Raw genomic sequence first — 17,354 nt, forward strand, 5'->3', positions numbered from 1 at the left:
CCTCGGCGGACCACCGTAGACTTCTGGCGTGGCAGGACGGATCAACGACGAGGACGTGAAGGCGGTACGGGACGCGGTCCCGATCGACGCCGTGGTGTCCGAGTACCTCCAGCTGCGGAACGCGGGCGGGGGCAACCTCAAGGGCCTGTGCCCGTTCCACGACGAGAAGTCGCCGTCCTTCCAGGTCAGTCCGAGCAAGGGACTCTTCCACTGCTTCGGCTGCCAGGAGGGTGGCGACACCATCACGTTCGTGATGAAGATCGACCACCTCTCCTTCTCGGAGGTGGTCGAGCGGCTGGCCGCCCAGGCCGGCATCACCCTGCGCTACGAGGAGGGCGGGTACAACCCCGCTCACCAGCGCGGCGAGCGCATCCGCCTGGTGGAGGCCCACAAGCTGGCCGCCGACTGGTACGCCGAGCAGCTCGCGGCCTCCGCCGAGGCCGAGACCGGCCGGGTCTTCCTCGCCGAGCGCGGCTTCGACCAGGGCGCCGCCGTCCACTTCGGCGTCGGCTACAGCCCCCAGGGCTGGGACCACCTCACCCGCTTTCTGCGCGGCAAGGGCTTCACCGACAAGGAGCTGATCCTCTCCGGCCTCGCCCAGGAGGGCCGCCGCGGCCCCATCGACCGCTTCCGGGGCCGGCTGATGTGGCCGATCCGCGACATCGGCGGCGACGTGGTGGGCTTCGGCGCGCGCAAGCTGTACGAGGCGGACAACGGGCCGAAGTACCTCAACACCCCCGACACGGCGATCTACAAGAAGTCCCAGGTGCTGTACGGGATCGACCTGGCGAAGAAGGAGATCGCGAAGACCTCCCGCGCCGTGGTGGTCGAGGGCTACACCGACGTCATGGCCTGCCACCTGGCCGGCGTGCCCATCGCCATCGCCACCTGCGGCACGGCGTTCGGCGGCGACCACATCAAGATCCTGCGCCGGCTGCTGATGGACAACGGCTCGGCGCGTGTGATCTTCACCTTCGACGGCGACGCGGCGGGGCAGAAGGCGGCCCTGCGGGCCTTCGAGGACGACCAGAAGTTCGCCGCCGAGACCTACATCGCCATCGCCCCCGACGGCATGGACCCCTGCGACCTGCGCCTGGCCAAGGGCGACGAGGCGGTCGCCGACCTGGTCGAACCGCGCACCCCGCTCTTCGAGTTCGCGCTGCGCCAGATCGTGGCCCGCTACGACCTCGACACCCCGGCCGGCCGCGCCGCCGCCCTGGACGAGGCCGCGCCGGTCGTCGCCCGGATCAAGAACAGCGGCGCCCAGCACGAGGTCGCGGTGCAGCTCGCCGGACTGCTCGGCATCCTCGACACCCAGTTCGTGGTCAAGCGGGTGGCCCAGCTGGCCCGCTGGGCACGTGAGCGCGGCGGCCGCGGCCCGGCGCCGGACCAGCGGCAGCGGGGCCCGCAGCAGGAGTACGCGCCGACGCGTCCCGCGTCCCGGGGCCCGGCGCTCAACCTGCGCAACCCGGTCTTCGCCACCGAGCGCGAACTGCTCAAACTCGCCCTGCAGCGCCCGGAGCTGGTCTCGCCGGCCTTCGACGCCTACGGCGTGGACGAGTTCACCGCCCCGCCCTACGCCGCCGTACGCCAGGCGGTCCTGGACGCGGGCGGCGCCGAGTACGGCGTGGGCGACCCGCAGGAGTACCTGGCCCGCGTCCGCGAGGCCGCCCCGGACGACACCGTCCGCGCGATGGTCACCGAGCTGGCGGTGGAGGCGATCCTGCTCCGCCGGGAGGTCGACGACGCCTACGCGGGTGCCCAGCTGGTGACGGTCCGCCGCCGCGCGGTCGAACGCCGCATCCGCGACCTCCAGAGCACGGTCGCCCGCCTCGGCACCGGCGGCGACCCCGCACAACTGGCCTCTGCCCAGAACGAGTTGTGGATCCTCCAGCAGTACGACCAGGCTCTGCGGGAGCGCGGCACGGCGGCGCTGTGAGCGTCGGCCCGACTGTCGGACGGTCCGAGTAACCGGCCGGTCACGGACCGGACGCAAAAAGTCATCGCACGCCCCTCGTGGCGGCGATGTGTCGTACCCCACACTGGGTCCGGTTGCCTGAGTCCTCGGAGCGCTGAGTCCCCCACGGGTCCCACACCTGAGCGGCTGTGCTCCTCGCGTACGGGACGGACGGCGGCGAGGCCGCCGACTCCGCCCCCTCAGTACCGCTGCCGCACACCTCAGCAGCGATCATCCTGGAGGTCGCCCCCGTGCAGACCCAGACCCTCACCCAGACCGACATCGCCACCGGCCCGGGCCTCACCGGTCCGGACCCGGACATGGGGGAGGCCGACGAAGTCCCGGCCGTACCCCCGCGGGGCCGGGGCGCGCACCACCCCGAGGTGGAGCCGGAGGCCCCGTCCGAGGCTCCCGAGCCGGTTCCCGCCCGCACCGAGAGCGGCAGTCCCTCCTCCGACCTGTTCCGCCAGTACCTGCGGGAGATCGGCCGGATCCCGCTGCTCACCGCGGCCGAGGAGGTCGAACTGGCCCGGCGTGTGGAGGCCGGCCTGTTCGCGGAGGAGAAGCTGACCACCACCCCGGACCTGGACGGCCGGCTCGCTCTGGACCTGGACCGGATCGTCGTCCTCGGCCGGATGGCCAAGCGCCGGCTCATCGAGGCCAACCTGCGGCTCGTGGTGTCCGTGGCGAAGCGGTACGTCGGCCGCGGGCTCACCATGCTCGACCTCGTGCAGGAGGGCAACCTCGGGCTCATCCGGGCCGTGGAGAAGTTCGACTACGCCCGCGGCTACAAGTTCTCCACCTACGCCACCTGGTGGATCCGCCAGGCCATGTCCCGCGCCCTGGCCGACCAGGCCCGCACCATCCGCGTGCCCGTGCACGTCGTCGAACTCATCAACCGGGTCGTACGGGTGCAGCGGCGGATGCTCCAGGAGCGGGGCTACGAGCCGGCCCCCGAGGAGGTCGCCGCCCACCTCGACCTGCCGCCCGAGCGGGTGAGCGAGGTCCTGCGGCTCGCTCAGGAGCCCGTCTCCCTGCACGCCCCGGTCGGCGAGGAGGACGAGGTCGCCCTCGGCGACCTGATCGAGGACGGCGACGCCGCCTCGCCCGTGGAGTCGGCGGCGTTCCTGCTGCTGCGCGAGCACCTGGAGGCCGTGCTGTCCACGCTGGGGGAGCGGGAGCGCAAGGTCGTGCAGCTGCGGTACGGGCTCGTCGACGGGCGCCCGCGCACGCTGGAGGAGATAGGGCGCCTCTTCGGCGTGACGCGGGAGCGGATCCGCCAGATCGAGTCCAAGACCCTCAACAAGCTGCGCGACCACGCCTTCGCCGACCAGCTCCGCGGCTACCTGGACTGACCCCGGGGGCCGCTCACCCCGGGCGAGCGGCCCCTGGCAAAAGCACCGACGGTCAGTCCACCTCGGCGACCGCCTGCGCGAACTGCGCCTTGTACAGGCGCGCGTACGCCCCGTCGGCCGCCAGCAGCTCGTCGTGGGCGCCCTGCTCGACGATGGAGCCGTTCTCCATGACGAGGATCGTGTCCGCGTCCCGGATCGTGGAGAGCCGGTGCGCGATGACGAACGACGTCCTGCCGTGCTGGAGTTTGGCCATCGCCTTCTGGATCAGCACCTCGGTACGGGTGTCGACCGAGCTGGTCGCCTCGTCCAGGACGAGGATCACCGGGTCGGACAGGAACGCCCGCGCGATGGTGATGAGCTGCTTCTCACCCGCGCTCACCCCGGAGCCCTCGTCGTCGATCACGGTGTCGTAGCCGTCGGGCAGCGTACGGACGAACCGGTCGGCGTGCGCGGCCCGCGCCGCCTCCTCGATCTCGCCGCGGGTGACCTCGCGGGAGGCGCCGTAGGCGATGTTGTCCGCGATGGTGCCGCCGAACAGCCAGGTGTCCTGGAGCACCATGCCGATCCCGGACCGCAGTTCGTCACGCGACATCTTCCCGATGTCGATGCCGTCGAGCGTGATGCGCCCGCCGGTGACGTCGTAGAACCGCATGAGCAGGTTGACCAGCGTGGTCTTGCCCGCGCCGGTCGGGCCGACGATCGCGACCGTGTGGCCCGGCTCCACCGTCAGCGACAGGTCCTCGATGAGCGGCTTGTCGGGGTCGTAGCGGAACGACACGTGCTCCAGCGCGACCCGCCCGCGCAGCTCCTCCGGCCGCACGCCCGGCACCGGATCCGCCGTCTGCTCCTCGGCGTCCAGCAGTTCGAAGACGCGCTCGGCCGAGGCGACGCCGGACTGCACCAGGTTCGCCATCGACGCCACCTGGGTCAGCGGCATCGAGAACTGCCGCGAGTACTGGATGAAGGCCTGCACGTCGCCGATGGACAGCGTGCCCGACGCGACCCGCAGACCGCCGACGACGGCCACCAGCACGTAGTTGATGTTCGAGACGAACATCATCAGCGGCTGCATCACGCCGCTGTTGAACTGCGCCTTGAACCCGGCCTCGTACAGCGCATCGTTCTGCTCGGCGAACTGCTTCGCCGACTCCTCCTGCCGCCCGAACACCTTCACCAGGGTGTGCCCGGTGTACATCTCCTCGATGTGCGCGTTGAGCCGGCCCGTCGAGCGCCACTGCTGCACGAAGTGCGGCTGCGACCGCTTGCCCACGCGCGTGGCGACGACGAACGACAGCGGCACGGTCACCAGCGCGACCAGCGCGAGGATCCAGGAGACGTAGAACATCATGACGAGCACGCCGATGATGGTCAGCAGCGAGTTGATCAGCTGGCCCATCGACTGGTTCAGGGTCTGCCCGATGTTGTCGATGTCGTTGGTGGCGCGGGAGAGCACCTCGCCGCGCTGGCGCTTGTCGAAGTACGACAGCGGCAGCCGCGACAGCTTCGTCTGCACGTCCTCGCGCATCCGGAACATGGTCCGGTTCACCGAACGGTTCACCAGCCGGGTCGCCACCGCCATCAGCAGGCCGGCCACCAGGAACGTACCCAGCGCGAACAGCAGGACCTCGCCGACGGCACCGAAGTCGATGCCCTTGCCGGGGGTGAAGTCGGCGCTCTTCAGCATGTCGGCGATCGAGCCCTCGCCGCGCTCCCGCATGGAGGCGAGGACCTCGTCCTTGGTCGCCCCGGCCGGCATCTGCCGGCCGACGATCCCCGCGAAGACCAGGTCGGTGGCCTTGCCGAGGATCTTCGGCCCGATCACGCTGAGCGTGACGCTCACGACCACGCACAGCACCAGTGCGCCGATCGTGATCCGTTCGGGTCTGAACTGGGTGACGAGCCGCTTGCCCGACGTCTTGAAATCCATCGAGCGGTTGTCGGGCCCGGCCCCGGACATCATCCGCCCCATCGGCCCGGCCATCAGGCAGCCTCCGCTTCCGTCAGCTGGGAGAGCACGATCTCCCGGTAGGTCTCGTTGTCCGCCATCAGTTCGCGGTGGCGGCCGGTGCCGACGACCCGTCCCTCGTCCAGGACGACGATCCGGTCGGCATCGCGGATGGTCGCCACGCGCTGGGCGACGATGACGACGGTCGCCTCGGAGGTCTCGTGCCCCAGCGCCGCCCGCAGGGCCGCGTCGGTGGCGTAGTCGAGGGCCGAGAAGGAGTCGTCGAAGAGGTAGATCTCCGGGCGCTGCACCAGGGTGCGGGCGATGGCCAGGCGCTGGCGCTGGCCGCCGGAGACGTTGGTGCCGCCCTGGGCGATCGGCGCGTCCAGGCCGCCCTCCAGCTTGCTGACGAAGTCCTTGGCCTGCGCCACCTCCAGCGCGTGCCACAGCTCCTCGTCGGTGGCGTCCGGGTTGCCGTAGCGCAGGTTGGTCGCCACCGTGCCCGCGAACAGGTACGGCTTCTGCGGCACCAGGCCGACCGTCCTGGCGAGCAGCTCCGGCTCCACGGTGCGTACGTCCACGCCGTCGACGAGGACCTCACCGTCGGTCGCGTCGAACAGCCGGGGCACCAGGCCGAGCAGGGTGGACTTGCCGCTGCCGGTCGAGCCGATGACGGCGGTCACCTCGCCGGGGCGGGCGAGCAGGTCGACGGCCCTCAGGACGGGCTCCTCGGCGCCCGGGTAGCGGAAGCCGGCGCCGCGGATCTCCAGATGGCCGTGGCGGCGCAGCTCGGTCACGGGCGCGACGGGCGGCACGACGCTGGACTCGGTGTCCAGCACCTCCTGGATCCGCTCGGCGCACACCTCCGCGCGCGGCACCATCATGAACATGAAGGTGGCCATCATCACCGACATCACGATCTGCATCAGATAGGCGAGGAACGCGGTCAGGTCGCCGATCTGCATCCCGCCGCTGTCGATGCGGTGGGCGCCGAACCACACCACGGCGATGGACGACAGGTTCACCACCGTCATCACGATCGGGAACATCAGTGCGAGCAGCCGGCCGGTGGCCAGCGACATCTCCGTCAGGTCCCCGTTGGCCCCGCGGAAGCGGTCCTTCTCGTACTCGTCGCGGACGAAGGCGCGGATCACGCGGTTGCCGGTGATCTGCTCGCGCAGCACCCGGTTCACGGTGTCCAGACGGGTCTGCATGGACCGGAACAGCGGACGCAGCCGGCGCACGATCAGGGTCACGCTGATGCCGAGCACGGGGACGACGGCGACCAGCACCGCGGACAGCGGCACGTCCAGGCCGAGCGCCAGGACGACACCGCCCACACACATGATGGGCGCCGACACCATCAGGGTGAACGTCATCAGGGCCAGCATCTGGACCTGCTGCACGTCGTTCGTCGTGCGGGTGATGAGGGAGGGCGCCCCGAAGCCGCCGACCTCGCGGGCCGAGAAGGACTGCACACGGTCGAACACCGCCGCCCGTACGTCCCGGCCGAGCGCCGAGGCGGTGCGGGCACCGTAGTAGACGGCGCCGATGTTGCACACGACCTGCGCGAGCGAGATGCCGATCATCACGGCGCCGAACGTCAGGATGTAACCGGTGTCACCCTTCACCACACCGTTGTCGATGATGTGGGCGTTCAGGGTGGGCAGGTAGAGCGTGGCGCAGGTCTGCAGGAACTGCAGCAGCACCAGGAGGGCTATGGGTTTCTTGTAGGGCCTGAGATAGGTCCGCAGGAGTCGAATGAGCACGCTGGGTCTCTCGGATCGGCGGTGGGGGCGGTCGATGTCCCCTGGCACCTATCGTCGAACACTCCACCCGCGTTACCTCAACCGATTAACTCGGCCGCGGGTCAACGGCCGAGGCCGGGTCGCCCCTCGACCCCACGTCGTCGGACCCACCGCACGAGCGAACCGTTATGTCTCAAATGCCCTCGTAAGGATGCATTTTATGGGCAGCACGGCCGACCCTTATGTTCGATAAGCCGGAAAATGCTTGCGCGGACAGAAGGGCTCGTGAGGGTGGTCGTCACCCCAGGAAGGCCCCGGGGTGAACCTGCTCACGCACCGACACGTACTGCTGGCGCACCGCCTGGCCCACCGCCAGATCCTCGCCGGGCTCCAGGATCTGGGCCACCGCGCCCTGCCAGGCCGGCGGGGTGCGCGGGTCCAGGGTGCCCTGGGAGGCGCCGAGTGCCCAGGCGGCCTGCCGGGCGGCGCCGATCGCGGCGTAGTCGGCCGGCTGCGGTACGACGACCTGCGCGCCGAACACCGGGGGCGCGACGGCCTGTACGGCGGGCAGCTCCGCGGCGGGACCGAGCAGGAAGACGCGGCGCACCTCCACGCCCCGGCCGCGCAGCACGTCGAGCGCGTCCGCGAGCCCGCACAGCATGCCCTCGAACGCGGCCCGTGCCACATGCTCCGGCTTCATCGACTCGCGCCGGAGCCCGGCGAGCATCCCGGCGGTGTGCGGCAGGCTGGGCGTCCGCTCGCCCTCCAGGTAGGGGAGCAGCACGAGTCCGTGCGAGCCCGGCGTCGACTTCATCGCCAGGTCCGACAGGCCCTCCAGGTCGGGCACGCCCAGCAGTTCGGCGGTGCCGCGCAGCGCCCGCACCGCGTTCAGCGTGGTCACGACCGGCAGGTGCATGCCGGTGGCGTCGGCGAGCGAGGTGATCATCCCCGTCTGGTCGACGAGCGCCTCGGGGTGAACGGCCATCACCGAACCGGAGGCGCCGAGGGAGACGACCGCGTCGCCCAGGCCCAGCCCCAGCCCGAAGGCGGCGGCCATGGTCTCCCCGGTCCCGGCCGAGATCAGCAGTCCCTCCGGGGTGGTGCCGGCCGCCTCGGCCGGGCCGATCACCTCGGGCAGCGCGGCCTGCCGGCCGAGCGCCAGCTCGACCAGGTCGGGCCGGTAGACGCCGGTGGCGGCGGACCAGTAGCCGGTGCCGGAGGCGCCGCCGCGGTCGGTGGTGCGGCGCATCGGCCGCCCCAGCAGCTGCCACACCAGCCAGTCGTGCGCCTGGAGCAGGAGCGCCGTGCGCCCGGCGGCCTCGGGCTCGTTCTTGGCGAACCAGCGCAGCTTGGTCACCGGCAGCGGGGCCTGCGGCACACAGCCGACCGCCCGCGCCCAGGCCTCCCGGCCGCCGAGCGAGTCGATCAGGTCGGCCGCGGCGACCTGCGCCCGCCGGTCGCCGCCGACCAGCGCGGGCCGCACGGTGGCGCCCTGGGCGTCGATCGGGATCAGCGCGTTCTGCTGGGCCGAGACGCCGATCGCCTGCACGCCCTCCAGGAGCCCGCCGCCCGCGGCCTCCCCGAGGGACAGCAGCCAGGCCTGCGGATCGACGTCGGCGGAGCGCCCCCCGCCCTCCGGGGTCTCCACCGGATGTGGCGCGAATCCCTGCCTGAGTACGGACCCCGTGTCCGCGTCACAAACGACGATACGAGTGAAATCGGGCGAACTGTCCAACCCGGCGACTATCCCCATGGCGAAAATTCTGCCGTACCGCCGTGCTTGCTCGGGCCGCGGTCGCCCCGGCGTCGCGGTGGGTGCGCGCGGTCCGCCGGCGCGGGCCGCTCACGTGTTGCTGGTGCCCCAGTCGTCCTCGCCGCTGCCGTTGGCGTGGGCGCGCAGGGAGCGCACCCGCTGGGCGACCGATTCGGGAACGCGGTCGCCGACCTTCTCGCTGACCGTGTGGTAGGCCTTGCCCGCGAACTGCCGGCCCTGCTGCGCCGCGGTCTCGGCGGTGTTGCGCACGGCGGGGTTCTGGGCGATCTGAAGGGCGGACTTCTTCAGTTGCTCGTAGCGCTCACGTCCGGCCCTCGTGCCCAGCACGTAACCCACGGCGATCCCTGCGATGAACGTGAGCCGGTAACGCATGGCGGCCACCCTTCCCTTGCCTCGAGGTCACAGCCGGGGAGAACCGATTGGCGGAGCACCCCCCTGCTTGCGCTAATGTATGTGTCGCAGCGAGCGCGCGCCCCCTGGCGGATACCCAGGTAGGTGCGTTCGATGCAACGAGGCATTCCTCCGTAGCTCAATTGGCAGAGCAGCCGGCTGTTAACCGGCAGGTTACTGGTTCGAGTCCAGTCGGGGGAGCTCGGTCCTCCGTAGCTCAATTGGCAGAGCAGCCGGCTGTTAACCGGCAGGTTACTGGTTCGAGTCCAGTCGGGGGAGCATGCTGAACGAGGACCCTCCGGGGTCCTTTTTCATGTCCGGTTTCATGTCCCCGGGGAACCGCCGCGGCCGCGGTGAGGTCCTCGAGGTCGTGAACAGCCGCGGAAGACGACCATCCGAAGCAGGAGATCGTATGAGCGGCTATGCTGCGGCAGACGGCGCGCACACTTGTACGCGACGCGCCGCAACGGGGCGGTAGCTCAGCCGGTTAGAGCAGCGGACTCATAATCCGTCGGCCGTGGGTTCGAGTCCCACCCGCCCCACCAGGCGCTACCCGCGCAGAATCGATGTGACCAGCGGTTTCGCGGGTCACTCCCAGCAAGTCTGTGGCCCCCGGAAGTGGATCCGGGGGCCATCGGCGCGTGTTGGCCCGTTTTGCACTCGGCCGGAGCAACGGCGGGCGCGGACGGGCTACTGACGGGCCGCTCAGGAACGGTCGTCGGCGGGGTCGGCGGTCTCCGGCAGATCGTCGCGGTCGCCCTCGGCCTGGGAAGGGGTCGGGTACGGCGTGTCCGGCGGTCCTGCGGCGCGCTGCGTGTCCTCGTCGTCGCGTTCGCCCTCGGCCTGGGATGGGGTGTGCTCTCTCATGGTGGTGACTCCTGCGGACGGGACTGGTCACTCGTCCGCACATCGGGTACCCCGGTAGCCGCGCCGTCACCGTGTCCGTACTGCTCCGTGCCGTCTGCGGGCCGCGGTGTGTCAGGGCCGGGGCCCGTGTGGCGCGCGAGCGCGGTGCGCAGCGCGGAACGGATCCTCCCCGGCGGTGCAGGGCCGTCGTCGCGCGCGCCCGCGGTGATCGAGGCGGCCACCGTGTGCAGCTTGGTGTTGGAGCGCTGGGAGGCCTCCCGGAGGACGTTCCAGGCCTGTTCCGCGGTGCACGCGTGGGTGGCCATCAGGACGCCGCGGGCCTGGTCGATCACCGGGCGGGAGGAGATGGCCCGGCGGAGCTGTTCGACCTCCGTCTGGAGCTGGAGCAGCCGTTCCGTCCGCTCCAGGGCCACCGCGGAGACGACCGGCAGCCCGGGCCGTCCCGGTTCCGCGGTGTCGGCCGACGGGTGCGGCGGGTCCGTGGTGTCCAGTCCGGTCAGCTCCAGGACGCGGCGCGGCTGGCCCGTCCAGCCGGTCGCGGTCACCCGGACGGGGGGACGGCGGTCGTGGTCGTCGAGACTGTCCAGGAGTTCCAGTCCGGCGGTGTCCATGAACGTCACCCCGGACACGTCCAGATCGACCCGGCCGACGTCGGGCGGCAGCTCGGCCAGCGCCTGGGCCAGGGCCTCCGCGCAGCCGTGCACCAGCTCACCGCGCGCGGTGAGCGACGTCCGGTCGGCCGCCGGGTCCGTGCGGACGTCGACGCTGAGCGTGCCGGCCGGGGTGTTCCGCCGTCGTGAGTGAGATCGTGATGCCGCTGCGGCCATGTCCCCGCCCCGTCCGTCCTCCGCAGCCCTCGCGCGTCTTCGCGACGTCGCCTTCCCCGTCGCCCCGTCGCCCCGGCCGGCCCGCGCCCCAGGCACGCCGCGGCGCTGCGGAGCCACGGAACCCCGGCGGTGCTGCCCTTGCGCCTGCCCGCTCCCCGTACGACTACACACGCCCGGGAACGGGCCTTGTCGTGGACGCAGTGGGGTACGCGTAAGGCGTAGGTGCCGGACGGCGCAGGACAGGGGGCGTCGCGTCCGGGGCAACGGAGATGTTCTGGCCCGAGCTGCCGGGGATGGAGGTGCCGACGTCATGACCGCGACCGCGGAACCCTTCGTCCACCCCGCCCTGTTCTACCGGGACGAGCGGGAGTACCTCGCGGGCACCGTGCCCTTCGTGCGCGAAGGACTGGAGTCGGGCGAGCCGGTCGCGGTGGCCGTCCCCGGCGACAACCTCCGTCTGATCGAGACCGGTCTGGGCGCCGACGCCCGGTCCGTACGGCTGCTCGACATGCGCGAGGTCGGGCGCAACCCCGGCCGGATCATCCCCGCGGTGCTGAGGGCCTTCGCCGACGCCCAGCCGCCCGGCCGCCGGGTGCGGATCATCGGCGAGCCGGTCTGGGCCGGCCGTACGCCCGTCGAATACCCGGCCTGCGCCCAGCACGAGGCACTGATCAACCCGGCCTTCCAGGGCCGCGAGGTCACCATCCTGTGCCCCTACGACGCCACCCGCCTCGACGGGCGGGCCCTCGCCGACGCGTACGCCACCCACCCCGTGGTCATCCCCTCCGGTGGCACCGGGCACCGGGAGAGCGCCGCCTACGCCCCCGAGCAGGTCGTCGACCGGTACAACGAGCCGCTGCCGCCGGCGCCGGACGCGCTGTCCTTCTCCTTCACGGAGCAGACGCTGTCGCAGGCCCGGCACGTCGCCGTCGCCGAGGGCGCGCGGCTCGGGCCCGCGGCCACCCGGCTGGAGGACCTGGCCCTGGCCGTGGCCGAGCTGACCACCAACAGCGTGGTGCACGGCGGGGGTTCGGGCGACCTGCGGGTGTGGGCGCAGGACGGCCGCGTGCTGTGCGAGGTGCGGGACAAGGGCCGCCTGAACGATCCGCTGGCCGGTCGCCGGCCCGTCCCCCGCGAGCAGCGCGGCGGACGCGGTCTGCTGCTGGTCAACCTCGTCGCCGACCTGGTCCGCGTGCACACGGGCGCGGAGGGCACCACCGTCCGCTGCTGGTTCGCCGACTGACCGCCACCGGGGTCCCGGTGACCCGACCGGTCAACGCGCCTACGCGCTCAGCGGGTTGAGCACCAGCGGCTCGATCTCGCCCTCCAGCATCGCGCCCAGCCCCTGGATCGCGCACACGTCGGGGCGTTCGGCGATGTGCACCGGCATGCCGGTCGCCTCGCGCAGCATCTGGTCCAGGCCCGGCAGCAGCGCGGAACCGCCGACCATCATGATCCCGCGGTCGGCGAGGTCGGCCACCAGATCGGGCGGGCACACCCGCAGCACCTTGTAGATGCCGTCGAGCACGGCGGTCAGCGGCGTCTGGATGGCCTCCCGTACGGCGGCGGTGTCGATCCGCACGGACCGGGCCAGTCCGGTGGCCACGTCCCGCCCGTGGATCTCGGTGGACGCCGGGCCGGACGGGGTGAGCCCGTTCCCGGACAGGGCGATCTGGAGCGGCCGCAGGGACTGGCTGGGCAGCGTCAACGCGTGTGCGAGGCGCAGGTGTTGCACGATGGCGTGGTCGACGGCCTCCCCGCCGACGGGAATGCGCTCGGCGGTGACGATCGAGCCGAGCGAGAGGACGGCCACCTGGGTGGCCGCGGCCCCGCACACCATGATCATGGTCGCCTCGGCCCGCTCCACGGGCAGTCCGCAGCCGACGGCGGCGGCGATCAGCGTGTCGACGAGTTCCACGCGGCGCGCGCCGAGCCCGACGAGCGTCTCGATCGTGGCCCGTTGGGCGAGCGGATCGGCGTCGTGCGGGGTGCAGGCGGCGGCCCGCAGCCGGGGCGCCTTGCGGCGCAGGGCGCGGCGCATCCCGTCGCCGAGCAGATGCCGCAGCATGCGCTGCGCCATCTCGATGTCGACGACCGTGCCGCCGGAGACCGGGCGGACGACCCGGATGTAGGCGGGGGTGCGGCCCGTCATCCTCTCCGCGAACTCGCCGACCGCGATCAGGGCTCCGTTACGGGTGTTCACGGCCGCGACGGAGGGCTGGTCGACGACGAGCCCCGGGCCCTTGACGTAGACACGGGTCCGGGCCGCTCCCAGGTCGACGGCGAAGTGGCAGCGGCGCAACTGCTCCAGACTGGCGGACATGGCGGAGCCTCCTGAGAGCGCGGACCGTGGCGGCCACCGGGCGGAGGCCTCCCTGGCATCGTGCGGGCGCACCGGAACGGGCGCCTGTTCAAGGGGGCCGGGCGGGGCGCCGCTGGACGGGTGGATTCCGGCACTCCGTGCGTAAGGAGTGAGAGTCAGGGACACATGGACGGCTTCCGCCGCCGGCCGTCCGGGGCCTGTCCCACTGGCGGGAACCCGCCAGGCGCCGACTCACTGTCGTCTTCCAACTCCCCTGCCACACAAGGGTTCTGCCACTCTTCGCAGCACCGAGGACGTGTGGCGCGGAGAGGAGAGGCAGGATGCGCGCAGGACCCCCCGGACGGAGAGCGGCCCTGGTGTCGGCCGGGCTCGTGATCGCCCTGCTGCCGGCCGGACCGGCGGCGGCGCGGCAGCCCGCGGGGCCGCCCGGTTCCCCGGCGGTCACCCCGGGCGGCGCCGCCGGACCGGCGGCGGCGCGGCAGCCCGCGGGGCCGCCCGGTTCCCCGGCGGTCACCCCGGGCGGCGCCCGCACCGTCACCCTCGTCACCGGAGACACGGTCACCGTCACCGACCTCGGTGGCGGGAAGAGGACCGTCACGGTGCGCCGGCCCCAGGGCGCCACGGGTGCCGTGCGCACGCAGATGGCGGGCGGCGCCCTGAGCGTCGTACCGGACGAGGCCCTGCCGTATCTGCGGGCGGGCCGGCTGGACCGGCGGCTGTTCGACGTGGACACGCTGTTACGGCAGGGGCTCGCGGACGCCCGCACCGGCGAGCTGCCGCTGATCGTGACCTACGGCGAGGGCGTCCGGGCGGCGACCCCGCGCGGGACGGAGCGGACCCGGAGTCTCACCAGTGTGCGCGGGACCGCCGTGGAGGCCGCCAAGGGACGGGTGTTCTGGCGTGAGTTCACCGGGCACGGCACCCCGTCCGGCGGTATCGACAAGGTGTGGCTCGACGGGCGGGTCACCGCCGACATGGCCGAGAGCAACGCGCAGATCGGCACTCGCGAGGCCTGGGCGTCCGGCCTGACCGGCAAGGGCGTCACCGTCGCCGTCCTCGACACCGGCGTCGACACCTCCCACCCCGACCTCGCCGGACGGGTCGCCGTCACCAGGAACTTCGTCGACGGCGAGGACGACGCCGACCGCAACGGCCACGGTACCCATGTGACGTCCACCGTCGGCGGCAGTGGGGCGGCCTCCGGCGGTGACGAGAAGGGGGTGGCCCCGGACGCCACCCTCGCCGTCGGCAAGGTGCTCGGCGACCAGGGGTCGGGCAGCGAGTCGCGGATCATCGCCGGGATGGAGTGGGCCGCCCGGGACGTGCGCGCGCGGATCGTCTCCATGAGTCTCGGCTCCAGCGAGCCCAGCGACGGCACCGATCCCATGGCGTGGGCCGTCGACACCCTCTCCCGGGAGACCGGCGCCCTCTTCGTGGTCGCCGCGGGCAACACCGGCGCCCCCTCCTCCATCGACTCGCCCGGCTCCGCCGACGCCGCCCTCACCGTCGGCGCGGTCGACCCCTCCGACCGGGCCGCCTATTTCACCAGCGCCGGGCCCCGCACCGGCGACAACGCCCTCAAACCCGACCTCGCGGCACCCGGCGTCGACATCCTCGCCGCCCGCTCCCGGCTCGCGCCCGGCAACGGCGCCTACACCTCCATGAGCGGGACCTCCATGGCGACGCCCCATGTCGCCGGTGCCGCCGCTCTGCTCGCCCAGCAGCACCCCGACTGGAGCGGCGAACGGATCAAGGACGCGCTGATGTCGACGTCGAGGCAACTCGACGCGTCCGCCTACCTGCTGGGGGCGGGCCGGGTGAGCGTCCCGGACGCCGTGCACGCGCGGATCACCGCCACCGGAAGCGCCGACCTCGGGTTCCACCGCTGGCCCCCCGACACGGACAAACCGGTGACCAGGACGCTCACCTACGCCAACTCCTCCGACACCGATGTCGAGTTGAGTCTCGCCGTCCAGGGCGCCCCGGACGGCGTGGCCAGCCTCGCCGACTCCGCGCTCACCGTGCCCGCCCACGGCACCGCCACCACCACCGTGACCGGAGACGCGGCCGAGGCGCCGGTGGGCGGGACCAGCGGGCGGATCGTGGCCTCCGCGTCCGGCACCCCGGTCGCGCACACCGTGTTCGGGCTGGTCAAGGAGGACGAGCGGTACACGCTCACCGTGCGGGTCAAGGACCGCGACGGCGCTCCCGTGCCCGCCGACCTCACCGTGCAGCGGCTCGCCGCCGGCGCCGATCCGTACCCCGCGCACGTCGGCGACTCGGGCACCCTCCGCCTGCGCCTCGAGCCGGGCACGTACAGCCTGACCTCCTTCCTCGACGTACGCGGCGGTCACGGTGCCGACTCCCTGGGCCTGGGTTTCCTCGCGGCGCCCGAGATCACGCTGGACCGGGACCGCGAGGTCACCCTGGACGGGCGCCGGCTGCGGGAGGTCAAGGCCGAGACCGGACGGCGCACGGAGACCCGGCAACTGCTCATGGAGTACGACCGGACGGCGGACGGCTCCGACCTGTTCGGCGCCGTCCAGGTGCCCGTGGCGTACGACAGCGTCTTCGCCGCGCCGACCGAGCCGGTCACGCGGGGCACCTTCGAGTACCGGACCGTGTGGCGGCTCGGCAAGCCGCAGCTGGAGGTCAAGGGCGTCGCCGAGGCGCTCGTCCAGCCCGGCGGCACGCTGATCGAGGGCCGCAGCAGGCTGCCGCTCGTCGACGTCGGCGACGGGGGCTTCACCGGCCGGGACGTACGCGGCAAGGCGGTCCTGGCCCGGCTCACCGACTCCGCCGAACCGGCCGCACTGGCCCGGGCGGCCCAGGAGGCCGGCGTGAAGGCCCTGTTCGTGACGGACGACCTGCCCGGCCGGCTGAGCGCCTGGTGGGGCACCGACGACAACGCCGACCGCCCCCTCCAGATCGCCACGGTCGACGCCGCCGACGCGGCACGGCTGCGGGCCGCGGGTCGCGTCGACATGGCGGGGACGCGGAACACCCCGTACGTGTACGACCTTTCGCAGGGGCATCGCGGGGCGATCCCCGACAGGGAGCTGACGTACGCGCCCGGCCCTCGCCAACTGGCCGCGATCCGGACCAGGTTCCACGCGGCGCGGCCGACGGGCGGCAGCGAGTTCCGGTACGCGGTCACCGACACCTTCCCCGTCGGCATCGGCTTCCAGGAGCGGATCGACCTCCCGGCCGAGCGCACCGACTACGTGTCCACCGGGCCCGGCGAGCGCTGGCAGGAGTCGGTGACGGTCGGCGACGGCACGCTGGAGCAGCGCGGTGGCCGGGTCCGCTACGAGGGCGGAACGCACCCCGTGCTCGACTGGTTCAAGCCGGTCTGGCACCCGTGGCTCGGCACCGGACTCGGCTGGGGGCAGCAACGGGCGGGCGACCGGCTCCAGTTCAACGTGCCCGGCTGGGGCGACTCCGGGCCCGACCACGCCGGCTCCGGGGACGTGTGGAGCGCGGACAGCGGCATGTCCCAGACGACGGCGGTCCATCTGGACGGGCAGTTGGCCGACCGGCGCACGGGCGCGGCCGTGTTCGTGACGGACGCGCCCCCGGCCGAGCACACGTACCGGCTCGTCACGGACACCGCGCTGGACGCCGGCAGGTGGCGGCTCGCCACGCGGGGGCACGCCGAGTGGACGTTCCGCTCGTCTGCCACCCCCGAGGACCGCTGGACCACCCTGCCCCTGATCAACCTCGCGTTCGACATCGGCACCGACCTCGCGGGCGACCTGCGGGGCGGCGGCCGGGTGCCGGTCGGCGTCCGCGCGCAATACGTGGCGGGCGCGACCGGCAGCGGCACCATCGGCGACGGCAGCCTCGAAGTGTCCTACGACGAGGGCGCGACCTGGCGGCCGGTCCCGCTCACCGGCGGCCACGCCTCCTGGCGCGGCACCCTGTCGGTGCCGCGCGGCGCCTCGTCCGTCTCGCTGCGGGCCGCCGCGGGCGACGACCGGGGCGGTTCGGTACGGCAGGAGGTCGTCCGGGCGGTGGGGGTCGGCCAGGAGGACCGTCCCCCGTCCTGATCGGGTCCGGGGACGGGGTGGCCGGGACCGGTCGCTCCGTTCCTGCACCGGGGGCGACCGTACGCGCCCGCACGGGAGGTTGTTAGCCTGCGGGCCCGTCACTGTTCGAGGCCTCGTAC

General features: G+C 72.6%; 11 protein-coding genes and 3 tRNA genes. 7 read left to right on the top strand and 7 right to left on the bottom strand.

The features are described from left to right. The first annotated feature begins 28 nt into the window (after positions 1-28). A complete protein-coding gene (gene dnaG, locus ACWC91_RS05185) occupies positions 29-1,939 on the top strand; it encodes a DNA primase (protein ID WP_225075044.1) in 1,911 nt (636 codons plus the stop codon). A 167-nt stretch (positions 1,940-2,106) separates the two neighbouring features. After that, positions 2,107-3,312 carry an RNA polymerase sigma factor gene (locus ACWC91_RS05190; protein WP_225075043.1) on the top strand — a complete coding sequence of 402 codons (1,206 nt, stop codon included), beginning with the start codon at positions 2,107-2,109 and terminating at the stop codon, positions 3,310-3,312. Positions 3,313-3,364: 52 nt separating this feature from the next. Here the strand turns inward: ACWC91_RS05190 and ACWC91_RS05195 are convergent, their stop codons facing one another. The 4 genes from ACWC91_RS05195 to ACWC91_RS05210 all read right to left on the bottom strand — a co-directional run bounded on the left by ACWC91_RS05195 (position 3,365) and on the right by ACWC91_RS05210 (position 9,151). Then, positions 3,365-5,293 (bottom strand): ABC transporter ATP-binding protein, encoded by a 1,929-nt coding sequence (locus tag ACWC91_RS05195; RefSeq protein WP_225075042.1) that lies wholly within the window; start codon positions 5,291-5,293, stop codon positions 3,365-3,367. Next, positions 5,293-7,026: an ABC transporter ATP-binding protein gene (locus ACWC91_RS05200; RefSeq protein ID WP_376500964.1), complete on the bottom strand. Its 1,734-nt coding sequence runs from the start codon at positions 7,024-7,026 to the stop codon at positions 5,293-5,295. The genes ACWC91_RS05195 and ACWC91_RS05200 overlap by 1 nt, the downstream gene beginning before the upstream one ends. Before the next feature lie 277 nt (positions 7,027-7,303). Further along, positions 7,304-8,758, bottom strand: a complete 1,455-nt coding sequence (locus ACWC91_RS05205; protein WP_450643484.1) for a xylulokinase — start codon at positions 8,756-8,758, stop codon at positions 7,304-7,306. 90 nt (positions 8,759-8,848) lie between these two features. Continuing rightward, complete coding sequence (locus ACWC91_RS05210; RefSeq protein WP_141361167.1) at positions 8,849-9,151, bottom strand: YtxH domain-containing protein; 303 nt, start codon at positions 9,149-9,151, stop codon at positions 8,849-8,851. A gap of 146 nt (positions 9,152-9,297) precedes the next feature. On the opposite strand from ACWC91_RS05210, the gene ACWC91_RS05215 reads away from it, so the two are divergent. The 3 genes from ACWC91_RS05215 to ACWC91_RS05225 all read left to right on the top strand — a co-directional run bounded on the left by ACWC91_RS05215 (position 9,298) and on the right by ACWC91_RS05225 (position 9,714). Further along, positions 9,298-9,370 (top strand) — tRNA-Asn (locus tag ACWC91_RS05215). A gap of 5 nt (positions 9,371-9,375) precedes the next feature. Further along, a tRNA-Asn gene (locus ACWC91_RS05220) sits at positions 9,376-9,448 on the top strand. A gap of 189 nt (positions 9,449-9,637) precedes the next feature. Further along, positions 9,638-9,714, top strand: a tRNA-Ile gene (locus ACWC91_RS05225). A gap of 160 nt (positions 9,715-9,874) precedes the next feature. On the opposite strand, the gene ACWC91_RS05230 is transcribed toward ACWC91_RS05225, so the two are convergent. Both ACWC91_RS05230 and ACWC91_RS05235 read right to left on the bottom strand, forming a co-directional pair. Continuing rightward, positions 9,875-10,036: a hypothetical protein gene (locus tag ACWC91_RS05230; RefSeq protein WP_172632976.1), complete on the bottom strand. Its 162-nt coding sequence runs from the start codon at positions 10,034-10,036 to the stop codon at positions 9,875-9,877. Beyond that, positions 10,033-10,863: an ANTAR domain-containing response regulator gene (locus tag ACWC91_RS05235; protein WP_450643483.1), complete on the bottom strand. Its 831-nt coding sequence runs from the start codon at positions 10,861-10,863 to the stop codon at positions 10,033-10,035. The genes ACWC91_RS05230 and ACWC91_RS05235 overlap by 4 nt, the downstream gene beginning before the upstream one ends. 310 nt (positions 10,864-11,173) lie before the next feature. On the opposite strand from ACWC91_RS05235, the gene ACWC91_RS05240 reads away from it, so the two are divergent. After that, positions 11,174-12,106, top strand: a complete 933-nt coding sequence (locus ACWC91_RS05240; protein ID WP_450643482.1) for an anti-sigma factor RsbA family regulatory protein — start codon at positions 11,174-11,176, stop codon at positions 12,104-12,106. Between the two features lie 39 nt (positions 12,107-12,145). On the opposite strand, the gene ACWC91_RS05245 is transcribed toward ACWC91_RS05240, so the two are convergent. Beyond that, the gene (locus ACWC91_RS05245) at positions 12,146-13,186 is read right to left on the bottom strand and encodes a rod shape-determining protein (RefSeq protein ID WP_225075037.1); all 1,041 of its coding nucleotides are present in this window, start codon (positions 13,184-13,186) and stop codon (positions 12,146-12,148) included. 320 nt (positions 13,187-13,506) lie between these two features. On the opposite strand from ACWC91_RS05245, the gene ACWC91_RS05250 reads away from it, so the two are divergent. Continuing rightward, positions 13,507-17,235: a S8 family serine peptidase gene (locus tag ACWC91_RS05250; protein ID WP_450725795.1), complete on the top strand. Its 3,729-nt coding sequence runs from the start codon at positions 13,507-13,509 to the stop codon at positions 17,233-17,235. The last annotated feature ends 119 nt before the right edge of the window (positions 17,236-17,354 follow it).

This window comes from Streptomyces sp. NPDC001204, assembly GCF_053598035.1.

What these genes read in the sequence shown, in the direction of transcription:
- ACWC91_RS05195 (WP_225075042.1), bottom strand. Translation starts at nt 5,293, where the DNA reads ATGGCCGGGCCGATGGGGCGGATGATGTCCGGGGCCGGGCCCGACAAC.
- ACWC91_RS05205 (WP_450643484.1), bottom strand. Translation starts at nt 8,758, where the DNA reads ATGGGGATAGTCGCCGGGTTGGACAGTTCGCCCGATTTCACTCGTATC.
- ACWC91_RS05210 (WP_141361167.1), bottom strand. Translation starts at nt 9,151, where the DNA reads ATGCGTTACCGGCTCACGTTCATCGCAGGGATCGCCGTGGGTTACGTG.
- ACWC91_RS05230 (WP_172632976.1), bottom strand. Translation starts at nt 10,036, where the DNA reads ATGAGAGAGCACACCCCATCCCAGGCCGAGGGCGAACGCGACGACGAG.
- ACWC91_RS05235 (WP_450643483.1), bottom strand. Translation starts at nt 10,863, where the DNA reads ATGGCCGCAGCGGCATCACGATCTCACTCACGACGGCGGAACACCCCG.
- ACWC91_RS05240 (WP_450643482.1), top strand. Translation starts at nt 11,174, where the DNA reads ATGACCGCGACCGCGGAACCCTTCGTCCACCCCGCCCTGTTCTACCGG.
- ACWC91_RS05245 (WP_225075037.1), bottom strand. Translation starts at nt 13,186, where the DNA reads ATGTCCGCCAGTCTGGAGCAGTTGCGCCGCTGCCACTTCGCCGTCGAC.
- ACWC91_RS05250 (WP_450725795.1), top strand. Translation starts at nt 13,507, where the DNA reads ATGCGCGCAGGACCCCCCGGACGGAGAGCGGCCCTGGTGTCGGCCGGG.